The organism is Aliiglaciecola sp. (assembly GCF_039982535.1).
Classification (GTDB): Bacteria; Pseudomonadota; Gammaproteobacteria; order Enterobacterales; family Alteromonadaceae; genus Aliiglaciecola.
The window spans coordinates 101,111-116,965 of sequence record NZ_JBDWYG010000039.1 but is presented as its reverse complement, the minus strand read 5'-3'; the positions used below and the strand labels follow the sequence as shown (position 1 = coordinate 116,965).

At 42.6% G+C, this 15,855-nt stretch carries 14 protein-coding genes; 8 read left to right on the top strand and 6 right to left on the bottom strand.

Annotated elements, in window-relative coordinates; genetic code table 11:
• Positions 1–139 precede the first annotated feature (139 nt).
• Positions 140–580: a VOC family protein gene (locus tag ABJV04_RS12185; RefSeq protein ID WP_348491792.1), complete on the bottom strand. Its 441-nt coding sequence runs from the start codon at positions 578–580 to the stop codon at positions 140–142.
• Between the two features lie 118 nt (positions 581–698).
• The gene (locus tag ABJV04_RS12180) at positions 699–1,001 is read right to left on the bottom strand and encodes a DUF6482 family protein (RefSeq protein WP_348491791.1); all 303 of its coding nucleotides are present in this window, start codon (positions 999–1,001) and stop codon (positions 699–701) included.
• Between the two features lie 399 nt (positions 1,002–1,400).
• Between ABJV04_RS12180 and ABJV04_RS12175 the strand changes: the two genes are divergently transcribed.
• The 4 genes from ABJV04_RS12175 (at position 1,401) to ABJV04_RS12160 (ending at position 5,114) form a co-directional block, all read left to right on the top strand.
• On the top strand, positions 1,401–2,246 hold the full coding sequence (locus tag ABJV04_RS12175) for a DUF3014 domain-containing protein (RefSeq protein ID WP_348491790.1): 846 nt from the start codon (positions 1,401–1,403) through the stop codon (positions 2,244–2,246).
• Between the two features lie 36 nt (positions 2,247–2,282).
• Positions 2,283–2,819, top strand: a complete 537-nt coding sequence (locus ABJV04_RS12170; RefSeq protein ID WP_348491788.1) for a DUF1285 domain-containing protein — start codon at positions 2,283–2,285, stop codon at positions 2,817–2,819.
• A gap of 146 nt (positions 2,820–2,965) precedes the next feature.
• Positions 2,966–4,222, top strand: coding sequence for an amidohydrolase family protein (locus ABJV04_RS12165; protein WP_348491991.1), 1,257 nt, complete (start codon positions 2,966–2,968; stop codon positions 4,220–4,222).
• A 124-nt stretch (positions 4,223–4,346) separates the two neighbouring features.
• Entirely contained in the window at positions 4,347–5,114 is a 768-nt protein-coding gene (locus ABJV04_RS12160) for a methyltransferase (protein ID WP_348491787.1), read from the top strand.
• Between the two features lie 625 nt (positions 5,115–5,739).
• Here ABJV04_RS12160 and tusA read toward each other — a convergent pair.
• Genes tusA through rph form a run of 3 tightly spaced genes read right to left on the bottom strand, consistent with a single transcriptional unit; the run spans position 5,740 to position 7,362 of the window.
• Positions 5,740–6,000 (bottom strand): sulfurtransferase TusA, encoded by a 261-nt coding sequence (gene tusA, locus ABJV04_RS12155; protein ID WP_348491786.1) that lies wholly within the window; start codon positions 5,998–6,000, stop codon positions 5,740–5,742.
• Positions 5,990–6,631, bottom strand: coding sequence for an orotate phosphoribosyltransferase (gene pyrE / locus ABJV04_RS12150; protein ID WP_348491784.1), 642 nt, complete (start codon positions 6,629–6,631; stop codon positions 5,990–5,992). The genes tusA and pyrE overlap by 11 nt, the downstream gene beginning before the upstream one ends.
• A 17-nt stretch (positions 6,632–6,648) precedes the next feature.
• Positions 6,649–7,362, bottom strand: a complete 714-nt coding sequence (rph, locus tag ABJV04_RS12145; protein ID WP_348491782.1) for a ribonuclease PH — start codon at positions 7,360–7,362, stop codon at positions 6,649–6,651.
• Between the two features lie 341 nt (positions 7,363–7,703).
• Here rph and ABJV04_RS12140 point away from each other — a divergent pair, with 341 nt between their 5' ends.
• Positions 7,704–8,567 (top strand): YicC/YloC family endoribonuclease, encoded by an 864-nt coding sequence (locus ABJV04_RS12140; protein ID WP_348491780.1) that lies wholly within the window; start codon positions 7,704–7,706, stop codon positions 8,565–8,567.
• Between the two features lie 227 nt (positions 8,568–8,794).
• Complete coding sequence (locus tag ABJV04_RS12135; RefSeq protein WP_348491778.1) at positions 8,795–10,651, top strand: ADP-ribosylglycohydrolase family protein; 1,857 nt, start codon at positions 8,795–8,797, stop codon at positions 10,649–10,651.
• A gap of 313 nt (positions 10,652–10,964) precedes the next feature.
• Here ABJV04_RS12135 and ABJV04_RS12130 read toward each other — a convergent pair whose 3' ends face one another.
• Positions 10,965–13,880, bottom strand: coding sequence for a metallophosphoesterase (locus tag ABJV04_RS12130; RefSeq protein ID WP_348491776.1), 2,916 nt, complete (start codon positions 13,878–13,880; stop codon positions 10,965–10,967).
• A gap of 349 nt (positions 13,881–14,229) precedes the next feature.
• Between ABJV04_RS12130 and ABJV04_RS12125 the strand changes: the two genes are divergently transcribed.
• The gene (locus ABJV04_RS12125) at positions 14,230–14,730 is read left to right on the top strand and encodes an RNA polymerase sigma factor (protein WP_348491774.1); all 501 of its coding nucleotides are present in this window, start codon (positions 14,230–14,232) and stop codon (positions 14,728–14,730) included.
• Positions 14,731–14,814: 84 nt separating this feature from the next.
• Complete coding sequence (locus ABJV04_RS12120; RefSeq protein WP_348491772.1) at positions 14,815–15,807, top strand: FecR domain-containing protein; 993 nt, start codon at positions 14,815–14,817, stop codon at positions 15,805–15,807.
• Positions 15,808–15,855 lie beyond the last annotated feature (48 nt).

Sequence of the window (15,855 nt, the reverse complement as noted above, 5' to 3'; positions counted from 1 at the left end):
GAAAGGTTGATTATGCACACGGGGCTAAAGCACCCGCCTAAAAAAGCCCGGTGTAGCCTGGCCTTTAGGCCATGGAAAGGTTGATCGTGCAAACGGGGCTAAAGCACCCGCCTACAGGGGACGCTTTGTTAACGAATAATTACCACTCGCCAGTATTTTCCATGGATGCCCAAGGTTCTTGAGGAGCAAGGGCGTCACCTCGTTGTAATAGTTCAATAGAAATATTATCCGGTGAACGCACAAACGCCATATAACCATCCCGTGGAGGACGATTAATCACAACACCTGCATCACTAAGTTTTTGGCACAATCCGTAGATGTCATCAACTTGGAAAGCCAAATGTCCGAAGTTTCGACCACCTGAATAGGTTTCTGGATCCCAGTTATAAGTCAGCTCAACCAAAGGAGCTTCATCTTTTTCCGCACGCTCGGCATCTTCAGGAGCGGCTAAATAAACCAAGGTAAATCGACCTTTTTCGTTTTCAATTCGCTTGCTTTCTTGCAAACCCAAATGTTCACAATAGAATTTTAAAGATGCATCTAAGTCTGCGACTCGCACCATAGTATGTAGAAATTGCATGAAAAACTTGCCTCTTGAGTAACGTTAAGCTTATGAATTTGATAAGACCAATCTAGACAAAATAGTCATTATTGACTAGCCCCCATAGTATGGTGGGTGATTTTGATTATTCAATGTTTTAGTAAGGTTGTTGCATGGAAAAAGGCATTTTTAAGTTCGCTGCTGTTTTAGGAGGGTTGCCAATCATCTCATCGTAAGGAGAGTCATGTATCATAACCGAACTCATCACCTTAATATCGGCAAAGGCATCGCGAACCTGCTGGCTGTTATTGAAACGCATTAATTTACCGTTGTCATATAACATTCCTTGCTCGCTACCAATTTTCAACTTTATTAAATAAATGTTCATTTCAAATGATTGCAGCTCAAGTTCATCTATAACTTGATTTTGATTAATTAGAAGTTGGTATTCAAATTTCATCTTAGGCTTGTCTCAGCTTGGGCTAATCCAGTAAATAATCTTACGTTTGTTGCCTAGAATTAGTTCATCTAGATGGATACAGTGCTACTAGTTAGGTCATTGATATTTGGGTAACTCCTTGTATTTCACTGTTATATCCCAATAAAATTAGTAGAAACAAATAGTGACATAAGAATTGGAAGTAGTAGTATCTAATGAGTGCTTATCTATAAAATCAGCTTTATTCGGTGCGCCCTTTTTTATTCGGTAGCATCCTTGCCTATAAAGGGAGTTACCTAGGTCACTGTGTAATTTGGCAGGAAAAGATAAACAATTTACAGACTAGCGTTAAAAAAATTCAACGATTTGCTTCCTAGCTTGTCATAATATTATCTGGTTGCGTGTAATTTAGGAAAGAAAATGACTGACGAATCAAACCCCAAATCCATCAAACCGCACATTATTTTAGCAGTGATTGTGATCTGTGTCGTAGTAATAGGTTATTTTGCTTTCAGCGGCAGTAATGAAACTGAAGAACTTCCTGAACCCATTATTGAAGCCCCGATTCCCGATCCCATTGTTGAGGTAGAAGAACAACAAGAGTACGACGAATACGCTGTTGAAGACGAAGCGGAAATGATTGAAGAAGAGCCGGTAATTGTCGACTTACCGCCCCCTGAACCCATTCCAGAACCAATTGATACCAGTGACGCAGCAGTGAAAACTTCGATTATTAGTTTAGCTAATTATGAAGCGGCGGCGAGTTTACTGGTGAATGATGACTTACTTAGACGCTTTGTGGTGCTAACGGAAAATGCCGCGAATCATGATATTGCCACCAATCATCAAGTTATTGTGCCACCGGATCAGAAGTTTCGAGTGTATGAACAGTCTGATAAGAGTTTTATCGATGCGGCGAGTTTCAAACGATACACCCCATATGTGGAAACCTTAGATTCCATTGATACAAATTCGTTAATTTCACTTTACGAAACCTATAAACCGACAATTGCCGATATTTATGCTGAAATTGGCGATCCTGATGATGACTTTACCTTTGTGTTAATGGACGCGATTAATCACTTATTGGATACCCCTGAAGTGCCTGTTCCTATCGAAGTTTACACCGATAGCGTGATGTACAAGTTTGCTGATGATCGGTTAGAGAATTTAACTGCTGTGCAAAAACAATTGCTTCGAACGGGCCCAGAAAACATGCGCCGTATTAAAGCAAAATTGCGTGAAGTTAGAGATGCATTGCAGTAACAGACAATCCACGATGGTAGATAAGGCTTCTAGCTAATGGACTTATCTGAACTACAAAGCCAACTTGCCCAGCAACAAGGTAAAATTCCACCAGTAGAAAAGTGGGATCCTGATTTTTGTGGTGATATTGATATTCATATCAAACATGATGGAAGCTGGTTTTATATGGGCACGCCCATTGGACGTAAACCGCTAGTGAAGTTATTTGCTAGCGTTTTGCGTAAAGACCAAGACGAGTATTTTTTAGTAACTCCCGTAGAAAAAGTACGTATCAAGGTTGATGATGTTCCTTTTATTATCACCCAGTGGGATAAACAAGACGATTTACTCACCTTCAGCACACAAACTGACGACAACTTTGTGGTCAGTAAAGACAACCCCGTTGAAATACGTCAAGACGCCACAACCCAAGCCATGCTTCCCTATGTGAAAGTAAGACGCAATTTGTGGGCTCGACTACATCAAAATGTCTATTATCAACTTATCGAATTAGCTGAAGAAGTCAGCATAGATGGCACTCGACAACTGCAACTCAATAGTGGTGAATACACCTTTACCTTAGGTACGTTTTAAACAAAAGTTTACAGATGTTTGAAACGCTATTTTTGACCTGCCTGACAAATTAACCTAATGTTGTTACCTCTCATAATATTGGCAAGGACTCCTTGATGTTTAGCCGTAAACCTTTATTTTTCAAAAGCACTTTTCTACTCCTAAGCATGGCAGCATTAAATGTTAGCCAAGCAGCAACCATCATTCATGCGGGTAAATTAATTAGTGCCGACACTGACGATGTAAAAAGTAAAATGTCGGTTATCGTTGAAGATCATAAAATTACTCGAATCGACAAAGGTTATACGGCAGCTGGCGAGGGAGATGAGATTATCGATCTTAGCCAATACACCCTAATGCCTGGCTTAATGGATATGCATACTCATTTGAGCAGCCAGTTTGAAGGTCCCAGTACTTACATGGAAGGCTTTGTGTTAAATGAAGCTGACTTTGCGATAAATGCCGTAGTAAATGCGAAAAAAACCTTAGATGCCGGTTTTACCACAGTGCGTAATTTGGGAGATGGCTATAACGAAACAGTGGCGCTACGTAATGCCATTAATGGCGGAAAAGTCCCTGGCCCACGCATATTCACCTCGGCCACAGCAATTGCCACAACTGGCGGTCATGCAGATTCCACCAATGGTCAAGCCAAACTTATTCGCCGCGACTTAGGTCCAGAAGATGGGGTGATTAACGGTGTTGCTGAGGCGAGAAAAGCCGTTAGGCAACGTTATAAAGACGGTGCAGACTTAATTAAAATCACGGCTACCGGCGGTGTATTGTCGGTTGCCAAGAGTGGTCAAAACCCACAATTTATGGATGACGAATTAAAAGCCATTGTTGATACGGCTAAAGACTACGGCATGACCGTTGCCGTTCATGCTCATGGCAAAGAAGGCATGCGCCGCGCTATTTTGGCTGGTGTCTCGTCCATTGAGCATGGCACATACATGGACAAAGAGATCTTTAAATTAATGAAGAAAAACGACACCTACTATGTGCCCACCATAATGGCCGGAAATTGGGTTGCCGAAAAAGCCAAGATTGATGGTTTCTTTCCCGACTTAGTTCGTCCCAAGGCTGCTACGATTGGACCTTTAATTAAACAAACCTTTGAAAATGCTCTTAAAGCAGGGGTTAAAATCGCCTACGGTACAGACACCGGTGTGTCAGCCCATGGCGATAACGGCCTTGAGTTTGTGCTCATGGTCGAAGCTGGTATGAAACCAATAGAGGCGATTCGCAGCGCCACTTATCATGGCGCTAAATTGCTCAACGAATTAGATAATTTAGGCACCATAGAAGCGGGTAAATTTGCCGACATGGTTGCTGTACATGGTGATCCACTAAGCGACATAACAGAGATGCAAGACATCGATTTTGTGATGAAAAACGGCGAAGTGTTTGTCCACAAACAATAATTAATCAATCCGAGCACGTTTTTTAAACTTTTAGAACGAATAGTCGTTGTGCTCGGGTCTCTAATAAAGATTAGCAACAAAACCGTAAACCATTAAGTAATCTAACAAATACATGGAGATAAGAATGAAATTACGTTCAACAGCTATTGCTTTGCTTGCCACCCTAGGGCTAACAGCAAGTCTACCGTCAATGGCAGCCCATCACGAAGTTGGCGATTTAATCAAGACAGCCATGAAATCAGATATACGAACTGAAGCCGAGATAAAAAGGGATCGCAACAGAAAGCCTGTTGAAACTTTGGAATTTTTCGGCCTTGAACCTGATATGCGAATTCTAGAATTGATGCCTGGTGGAGGTTGGTACACCAAAATTCTAGCGCCAGTGGTCAGCGATAAAGGCGAATACTATGCTGCTATTGGCACTGGCACGGTTAAAAAATCTCTAAGTGATAAGCCTGGTTTCGAAAAAATGAATATTATTGCTGAAGATGCAAAAATTTATCGTAAAGACGGCGCTCGTTTTTACTCTTTAGATTTAGACTCATTTGGTGTTGACGATCTAGATATGGTGCTTACCTTTAGAAATTATCACAACTTTTCTATAGAAGGCCGTAAAGCCATGAATGATGCGGCATTTGCAGCACTTAAGCCTGGTGGCATATACGCTGTGGTAGATCATACCGCTCGCCACATGGAACCACTTAACAGTTCAAATGGTCGTCGTGTTGACCCTGTTAAGGCGATTAAAGAAATCATCGACGCCGGTTTTGAATTTGTAGATTACAGCGACATTCATTACCGCGAAGATGATGAACTTGAGTACGAAGTAGGCGCGAAATCAGTAACCGGTAACACCGACCGCTGGACTATCAAATTCCGTAAACCAGAATAATTCCAGCAAGATAGTTTTACCCATAATCGGGGCTCTGGCCCCGAAGATTTAAATAAAAGCACCTAGCTGTACGCGGGTGCTTTAGCCCCCTGCTCGAAATCAATCTTCCATGGCCTGAAGGCCATGCTACAAAACCAAACCGTCAACCTCTCCATGGCCTAAAGGCCATGCTACAAAGCCAAAACTTCGCCTGTAAGCGGGTGCTTTAGCCCCGTGCACGAAATCAATCTTCCATGGCCTAAAGGCCATGCTACAAAGCCAAAACGCCACCTGTAGGCGGGTGCTTTAGCCCCGTGCTCGGAATCAATCTTCCATGGCCTGAAGGCCATGCTACAAAACCAGAACATCACCTGTAGGCGGGTGCTTTAGCCCCGCGCACGAAATCAATTTTCCATGGCCTAAAGGCCAAGCTACAAAGCCAAAACACCACCTGTAGGCGGGTGCTTTAGCCCCGCGCACGGAATCAATCTTCCATGGCCTGAAGGCCAAGCTACAAAGCCAAAGCACCACCTGTAGGCGGGTGCTTTAGCCCCGCGCTCGGAATCAACCTCTCCATGGCCTGAAGGCCATGCTACAAAACCAAAACGCCACCTGTAGGCGGGTGCTTTAGCCCCGTGGGATTGGTTTATAGGCCTTTGCGGATTAAATATATATAGGGGGAGGATTCGGTATTGGAACGCACTAACGTATGCCCCATAAACCGACAAAAACTGGGGACATCACGGGTGGTCGAATGGTCATCGGCGATCACGCTCAATGACTCACCCTCTTGCATATTGCGGACTTTCATTCTGACCATCATAACTGGCTCTGGACACCTAAGCCCTAGAGCGTCCAGATGATAATCAGCGGCGAACTCCTCCGGAACTGAAAAATCAGATCCCATAGTCCTGCCGATATTGTTCAATATTCTTCAAGTGTTCTGCCATCTCTGGCTGATCCTTCAAGTACTCCACTAAGTCGGCTAAGCAGATAATGGAAGCCACTTGCGTTCCGAAGTCACGCTCAACTTCCTGAATCGCAGACAACTCGCCCTTACCTTTTTCTTGCCGATCCAACGCAATTAACACACCAGCAAGGCTCGCGCCATGGGCATCAATAAGCTGCATGGATTCACGAATAGCGGTTCCTGCGGTGATCACATCATCCACCAGCATTATTTTGCCACTAAGGGGACTACCCACTAAAGTGCCACCTTCGCCATGATCTTTGGCTTCTTTGCGGTTAAAGCAATAAGGAGTATCTATGTTATGTTTGTCGGCCAAAGCAACCGCTGTCGTTGTGGCGATAGGAATACCTTTGTAGGCAGGGCCAAACAGCACGTCATATTCAATTCCAGAATCAATCAAGGCTTGGGCATAGTATTGCCCAAGTTTAGCCAAGTCATTTCCGGTGTTGAATAAACCAGCGTTGAAAAAATAAGGACTTTTTCGCCCTGATTTTAAGGTAAATTCGCCAAACTTTAAGACCTTGCGCGCTAGAGCAAACTCAATAAATGCTTTTTGATAATCTTGCATAGTTTACAAACCCGTTATTAGTTTAATGCGCTTTTTTGAACATCGAACAACTCGCGAAGACCGTGTTTCGCCAATTCAAGCATTTCACTCATTTCGTCAAAACTGAAAGGTTCGCCTTCAGCGGTGCCTTGCACTTCAATCAGTTTGCCTGTTTCGGTCATAACTACGTTCATGTCTGTTTCAGCATCAGAATCTTCTAAGTATTCTAAGTCAGCAATGGCATTACCTTTGTAAACCCCTACGGATAAAGCAGCAATCATGAACTTAAGAGGGTTAGCTTTTAAAATACCTTTACTACGCATGTAAGTTAGGGCGTCAACTAAGGCAACACATGCGCCGGTAATGGAAGCGGTACGGGTACCACCATCTGCCTGAATAACATCGCAATCTAAAGTGATGGTGTTCTCACCCAATAGTTTCAAATCTACGGCTGCGCGTAAGGAACGAGCAATCAAACGTTGAATCTCTAAAGTACGTCCACCTTGCTTACCGCGAGCCGCTTCACGACCTGAGCGAGTATGGGTAGAACGAGGAAGCATGCTGTACTCAGCAGTTATCCAACCTTTACCTTGGCCTTTCATAAAACGCGGCACACCTTCTTCAACTGTGGCGTTACAGATTACTTTAGTATTACCAAATTCAACCAACACCGAACCTTCAGCATGACAGGTAAACTGGCGAGTAATAGTAACAGGACGGATTTGACTGGCAGTTCTTCCACTTGGACGCATTTTTAAACTCCTAATTGATATGGCGCAGGATTATAGCCTAACTCCAGCAAATGTTGCAGTGAGCAATGAAATAAATCCCAAATCCACCCTGTAGACGGATGCTTTAGCACCGCGATGTGTGAGATAATTTTCATGGCCTAAAGACCAAGCTACAGGAACAACCAATTCCAACTCATCCCTGTAGGCGGGTGCTTTAGCCCCGCGCCCACTGTCGCAATACCAACGTAATCAATCATTCGCGAGTTGATCCTAGAGGGTCAAATAACAAAAATCACTGCGGATTGTGTTAATAACGCGTAAACTATGCCAGCATTAAAATTTTAAATAACCGAGGAATTCCCATGATATATAGCATGACCGCATTTGCCCGCAACGAAATAAAAGCTGAATGGGGCACCGCAATTTGGGAAATTCGTTCGGTTAATCAGCGCTACCTAGAAACATTTTTCCGCCTTCCAGAGCAGTTTCGTTCATTAGAACCCATGCTCAGAGAGCGCTTTAGAAAACGTCTGCAGCGCGGTAAAGTAGAATGCGCTTTACGCTACATTCCAAATGATGCCGCGGTAGGTGAGTTAAGTCTCAATGAAGACCTTGCTAAACAACTACTCAACGCCGCCGACTGGGTGCAATCACACGGTCAATCAAGCGGTGTAAACCCCGTCGACATCCTACGCTGGCCAGGAGTTATTGCCACCGTAGAAACCGATATGGACAGTATTCAAACGGATATAATGAAAGGCTTTGATGACACCCTTAACGACTTCATCCAAGCCCGTGCGGCAGAAGGTGTAAACCTTAAAGAAATGATCGAACAACGCCTCGACGGTATTCAGCAACAAGTGAAAATTGTTAGTGCCAGAATGCCTGAAATCATCACTTGGCAAAAAGAGCGACTACTCAGTCGTTTCGAAGAAGCAAAAATTGAACTTGAAGCTGGCCGAGTCGAACAAGAAATGATTATGCTAGCGCAAAAAGTCGACGTCGCCGAAGAGCTAGATCGCCTCAACTCCCACATTGGCGAAACCCACAATATCCTCAATAAAGGCGGCGCATGCGGCCGCAGACTCGATTTCATGATGCAAGAATTTAATCGCGAATCAAACACCCTAGGCTCAAAATCCATCCACGCCGACATCACCCAATCAGCAGTGGAATTGAAAGTGTTGATTGAGCAAATGCGCGAGCAGATCCAGAATATTGAATAATACTTTTAAGGCTATTCATTTCTTAGCAGATGATTTAAAACACACCGTTAGAATTCAATCTGCTGGTTTAAAATAACCGTCGCATATTAGTAAAGGGGTTTTAAATCTCAGGCTCTGAAGGGTTGACGTCGGCTATGCTTAACGAGATTATTTAGGTGAATGATTAAGTGCTCCAAGGCAGCTTATAAATTTCGTTGCTGCTCTGGTTAATCAATAAGGGACATATTATGACTAGTTTTGTCGCATTGAAAATAAACACCGACACTTTGCAAAAATGGAACCTCCCCGAGCAAGTGTATTTTCTACCAACTGAAGCCTTAATAGCTGCCGCAAGTAATCAAGGTAAATTGCCGCCTGAATTACTACTTCACGGATTACAGACAAAACTTAATGACAAAGAGATTGATAGAGCCAAATTACTCCCTGGTCTAGAAGCATTGTGTAACGTCCTGTGTGAGCCAGAACTTGAACAGGAAACAGAATGTACAGGGGTTGATTGGAGCCTAAAATATGGTTCGATTGACCTAGCCAAAGACGAAATAGTAACAATTCAGTGTAAAAACCGCTTAGTTGCCGCATTTACGTTAAAAGATAGTCAATTAATCATGTGTGCTTATGAATTTCTAGATGATAATGCGTTATCGATGGTTAAAAGGATTTGCAGTGGTTTAGATCCCGCTGGCAGAGCTTGTTCCCCAGAAAAGAAATTTAAATACAACATTCATCGCTCGGGAAAAATTTCCCAAGCGTATGCATCAGATGCAGGCACTAATTACATTAGTTATTGGCAGTATGGTCTTGGAAAATCATTCAATGGTGAGCTAGTAGAAAATTGGCGAAAGCTAATTGACCTTACCGCCATTCCATCGATGCATACCGGCACACAATTGCAAGTACACGAGTTTTTCCACCAGCCAGATTTCTGTTTCGAAAAATACATGGAAGCACTTAACGTCCAACCACATCTAGGAAATACAGCAGAGCAAAACGCAAATGAAGTTCAAGATAAATTCCTTGGTTGTATGCTTGGCGGGGCAATCGGTGATGCGTATGGTGCGCCAGTAGAATTTATCTCACGGGAACGGATTTTAGCTTTGCATGGCGATAAAGGTGTTACTTCGTTATTGCCAGCCTACGGCAAAGTGGGTGCTATTACCGACGATACTCAGATGACGCTTTTTACCGCTGAAGGTTTGCTACGAGCTTTTGTGAAAGGAAAACACGAAGGAAGGACGTCGTGGTTAGGGTGTATTGGTCATGCTTATCAGCGCTGGTTGCAAACTCAATCCCATTCATCCCCGAGTGATTTAAGGGTTATTAGAGACGGCGTACTTTGGCAATCCCCAGAGCTCCACGACCAGCGCGCCCCAGGGAATACCTGTTTGAATGCCCTTAGCACAGCAGGAGAATTTGATGAGTTGGCCCTAAATGACAGCAAAGGTTGTGGTGGTGTGATGCGTGTTGCCCCTATTGGATTATTTTGTTGGCGCGACAAAACGAATTTCACCCTTGAGGATTGTTTTAAGCTTGGCTGTGATGCGGCGCAACTCACCCATGGTCACCCCACTGGCTATTTGGCCTCAGGGGCATTTTCCGCCATCATTTATCAAATATTAGACGGTTACACCCTAGTAGATGCGACACTTTCGGTTATCCCAATACTCAAAGAGCAACGAAACGCTGACGAAACCATTGATGCAATTGAACAGGCTCTAAGGTTATCGAAAACACAAAGCGATTATGCAAAAGCCATTCAACGAATGGGCGAAGGCTGGATTGCAGAAGAGGCACTAGCCATTTCATTGTATTGTGCAATAGTCGCCAATGATTTCAATCATCTGATGAGCATATCCGTTAGCCATGACGGTGACTCCGACTCAACCGGTGCTATCTCTGGAAACCTATGGGGAGCGCTTTATGGTTTAAATAGTATTGATGAGCAGCTCGTTCAACAGGTTGAATTAACCGAAGCTATCCAAGACATCGCTAAAGACTTATTTGAATTTCCAACTTGGGATATAGGCCGTTACACATCTGATCCTGCGTTTGACAGCTTTATTCGGGACAAGTATCCAGGAAGTTAATAAGATCTAAGGATCCTAAATAGACTTGCACGACACAAACTTCTTTGATGAGCTTCCTAAGTATATCGGTAACCACCAGTCGCAGTTTTAAAAGAGCCTTCCGAGTAATAAATGCATTATGGTCATAGTTGAATCGTCATTCAACGCCTTGTTTTGACTTGTATGACGATTAACTCAATTGGTACTTTTGCGAATAGAGAATCCACCCTGTTTGTTATCAAAGCAAAAAGCCTATCGTCATGATAGGCTTTTTAAGGTTTCGCAATGGGAAGTTAACTACATCTTCAATGCGAGGTTTGCTTTTTATCTCAGTTTATTTTTCGATAACTGCAAATTTCCCATCGGTATGCACAAAACCCCAAATTGTATTGCTATCTTTTACATAACCCCAGTAACGTTGTTGACAGTTAGACACCTGATAACCCCCCTCTGGATGTTGGTCGGTGAGTCTGTAGTAGACAGAATAATGATCAGAGTAACCCGTTTCCACATAACACTCTTCTGCAAAAGCCTGAGCCCATGATTGGGTGGCTTCATCGTAGCGACCAATGGTTAAGTCGGTAAGTGTGTAACCTTCTGGTGCGGCAAATACTAACGTTAACGCATCAGCAAAGTCGAGACCATCAGGCAAGTAGCGACCATCCCAATTAGCATCGTTCCCACTGGGATTACCATTAGCAAGAGATGGATTTAAAGATGCTTCTATGTCTGTACCTTTAATGAAAACTCCATCCCGTGTTGTATGAGTTGGATTGTTTACTTCTTCACCGTTTTGGTTTACGTAAGTCAGTGAAGCAGATTCACCTTCTGCCAATACTCCGTTATCTACATCTATATCAGGCGCAACAAGATCACCATATTGGTTAAAATACGAACCTTCTTGAGTTTGGTTACCGCTGAGTAACAATACATCAGAAAGGGTAGAAGCATCATCATCGACAAACCAACTCATTGAAAATAGTTCGCGCAGACGTTCAACCTCACCCACTGTAGCCGCATATGAACTGTTATAAGTAAGATTATATCCATCAACAATAGTTGCTTGTGAGCCAATATAACCATTTTCTGCTTTGGCTTCTGAATAGGCGTAATAGTTTTGGTCTGGGGCTACCACTCTAACAGTGGCATCAGTAGTGCGGGTATTCTCATCTAACACTTGCCATGCAACTTGATCACATGTTTGCGTAGTGGTGACAGACCCAGCAACCATAAAATCACCACTGTATGTGCACCACGAGTTACTGTCATAATCATAGTGAGCACCCAAGTTCATATCAACTTCAGTTAAGGTGTGATCAGCGTAATAGGCTTTGGTGGTAATTTGACGGCCGTTGATTTCAACCAAAACAAACGAAATACCATTGCCTAAATCAGAACTAATGCTAGCGTAATTATCTCCTTCACTATTGGTCAAATTCCCCCCAGTGATTGAGTCGTAGAAGTTATTTATAAATAGCCCAGTTTCATGTTCATCATGCATACCGTACAAATCTTCATAGGCTTTCCATGACGCGTTACCGCCAATGATTTGGGTAAAGCCATTCGCTGTATCTTTGTCGTCTGCGGTTGGATGAATTAAGCTACGCGCGTATTGGTGGTCGTGTCCGGCAATATAAGTCACCTTATAATTGTTAAACAAATTTAAGATAGCAGACTCTAAGCCAGGTTCAGCCTCACTTTGCAGTTTTAAATAGCCCAACTGACCAATATCGTAACCAGCTAAGCTGGGTTCTTCCAACTCTTCATAAGCACTGATAGCGGCCTCTAATTGATTTGTATAAACTGCGATTTCTTCGGCTGATGCATTGTTCGCTATAGCGGTATCTAGGGTTTCTTGGGCAGCGTCTTTAGCTTCTTCCAGCGCAATTCTATTCGCGACGTAAGCATCGTAAATTTCTACTTGATAGGTTTGAGGACGTTTTTTAGTCGATAAGGGTTCGTGACCAAAAGCGACAATATGATCCACCTCACTAGCATTAGCGGTAATCACCTCTTCTAGCCAATCGCGTAAAATTGTCCACGTCCCTTTGTAGGCACTGCTATACAGTTCGGCAAAGTAGAAATCGAGTGCAATAAACATAGTTTTGTCTTCTATGAAGTAATACACTAAATCTTCAGCGCCGGGAAAACCTATTGCTTTACCATTATCTATATGCTCTTGAACAAGTGAACCAGTATACGCTTTATAGAGTCGATAACCTTGGTCAAAATCTACCTGGCTATAACCGTCGTAGGGGTTGATCTCATTGTATACATTATTTACGGACTGGCGTTCCCATTCTTGCTCGTTAGTAAACCATGCAGGCCAATTCCTACCATTAACCACTTCATGATTGCCTCGAGCGGGAAAAATACTAATACCCGCTTCCCTTAAAGGGACGGCAATTTTTTCCATCCATTGCACATAGTCTGACTCAGCACGATACTCGGTGATATCCCCAGTAGCCAGTACCAAATCGACGTCTAGTTCAATCATCTTATCAGTTACTGCTTCAACCAAAGGGAGAGGAATAACTTTCCAGTCAGGGCCAAAATCTTTACGGTCTTCAGGTGCAACAACAATAGGTTCGCCAGCATCATCTAGCTCAATAAATGGGTGAAATGGATCAGTAACGTTAACCAAATAGCTAATACCATCTTCATCCCAATCGCCGTCTTTTACGGCATCATTCTGACTTTCAGTACCTGCATCGTAATAACCGTCGCGATTGTAATCGACGCCAACATACTCTTTAACCGCTAAAGTATTGCCGTCTTTATCAACGTCTACATACATAGACATATTGTCGTCATCTCGGCCTTGAGTATCAGGGAAAATAGCAAAACGCAAAATATTATCTGAGGCTTCTGGTAAAACGTTTGCCCCAGACGTAGCATTAATGCCCAAAATAGGAGCTGTTGCTGTTAAGGCATCCAAGGATGATTGTAACGACGCAATTTCTGCTTCCAACGCGGCAATTTCTTCATTGGTTGTATCGCTATTAGACCCGTCTTGTAGACTGGCGAGCTCTGCTGTCATCTCATCAATCTGCGTCTGCATGGCCACTACAGTCGCATTCAAGGTGGCAACCTCTGCAGCATTAGCCGTATCTATATTATCTAGCTCAGTTTGCAATTGCGCGACTTGCTCTTGTAGTGCGCTAACTTCGGCGTCATTGTCGTCGCCAATGTTACAAGCGCTAAGCACACTCACTGCGGCTAAAGTAATAGTGAAATGTTTCAATTTCATGTTGCTTCCTTTTTATTCAAAGTAATTTGCATGATCAAAATCACGTTTTATTTTTTGGTGATCTCAATCAAGGTTCTTTGCGCAGTAAGACGGCGCTAAATCTAATAAGGGGACAGGCTTTTTTATATATTTTTTGAAGGTTTATTTGTCACTAAATTGTCACAATAAAACCGTATTATCACGCTCCCGCGTAGTTGTAATGCTGAACTCTGAATAGCCCAACTAGTCAATTTTCACTAAGTGACCTTAATTTACTTTTGTTGGAAAATTCAATGACTTACTGGCTCTACAGAATATAGCCTTAGGATTGCCTCGTATTTCGACATTAAAAGTTCGAGCGAATATTCTTATGAAAAAAAATGATCCGTTCATTAAGCTAATGCCGAAAATCAGAATGTTTGTTCAAGCACGAACACAAAACACTGATGTTACTAATGATGTACTACAAGAAACCATGTTGCGAACAATTCGAAATAACCTAAATCAGGATTCAAAGCAAAGGTTGAATAACCCGCTTGCATACTTAATTACTGTAGCTAAATCGGCTTTATTTGATCATTGGCGTAATGAAAAAAAGCATCTAACGCAGTCTGAAATACTCGACGAGCATTCACAGAGCCAACGATTAGAAGATGACTTTCTTAAACTCGAACAAGTGAGACTACTGTCGGAGGTATTAAATGATATGCCTCCACTACGGCAACAAGTATTTAGAATGCGTCGCTTGGAAGGAATAAGTAGAGAAGAAATTGCGAATGAACTAGGGTTATCCATAGAATCTGTCAAAAAGCATATTAATCGAGCCATGGTGGATATTACTTTAAGCATGGAAAAAAATGACTGGAATTAACTATAAAAATTGTCACCTTTCCTAATGATTCGACGTTTAATAAGTTAACCGAAGCAGTATCACTTGGCAGATTGAGAACAATAGATGAATGAACACAGATTAGCACGAGCCGCGGATTGGTTCGATCAACAAGACTCGCTTAGTTCTAAACAAAAAAAAGAATTTGAGCGTTGGTTAGACTTGCCAGAAAATGCAGTGGCATATCACAAAATCAGTCAAGCAATGCATTCATCAGAATTGGCCGCGGCAATGGGCACTGAGGTGAAAAATGCAAAAAGTCCTTTAAAGAAAAGATCTCAGAATAAACCCTCACCCTACATAATTAGCCTAAATCAATTCACTCCAAGCAGCGTAGCTGCAAGCCTAGCTTGTATTGCTATTTTTATGTCATTTTTTGTTTTTCTGCTTCGAACACCAGAAGAACCTCCCACCTTCATTGCTACGCCACAGGCAATATATCAACAGCAAATCCAAGCGCCAGTAGGTTCTCGTACCTCTCAAGTGTTGCAAGACGGTACTCAAGTTCACTTGAATGCTGATAGTCAATTGCAAGTGCAACAAAGCAGTACGTCTCGATATGCTCGAATGGAAAAAGGTCAAATATATTTTGATGTTGCCAAAGATAAAAAACGCCCGTTTGTCATTGACGTTGGGGATACACAAATACGAGTGTTAGGCACAGCATTTGATGTGGATCATAGCAATGCAAGTACGTTAATTACTGTTTACCAAGGTCGTGTACAAATTAAAGCTGCTGAAGTACTGGTGTTAACAAAAGGGGAGCAAGTTTTAGTCGAAAATGGACAACCTAGAAAATTAGAAGCAAAGCAACTACCAATGTTACCTCCTTGGCGTAGTGGCTGGCTGGAAGTTGATCAGCGTCCGCTTCAAGAAGTAGTCGAACATATGCAGCGGTATATCGAAAAGCCGGTCGAAATAGCGTCTCAAGAATTGCTTAACCTTAAAATTAGCGGTCGTTTTCCACTGGATCAGTCGCTACAGTCGTTAACCCTAATTGCCAATGCACAACAATTCAGCCTAACCCATGACGACCACAAAATTACTCTTAGCTATTAATCATCAGTTAATTTTTAAGTTCGCATTTGGTTTTTTAACTATTTTTTG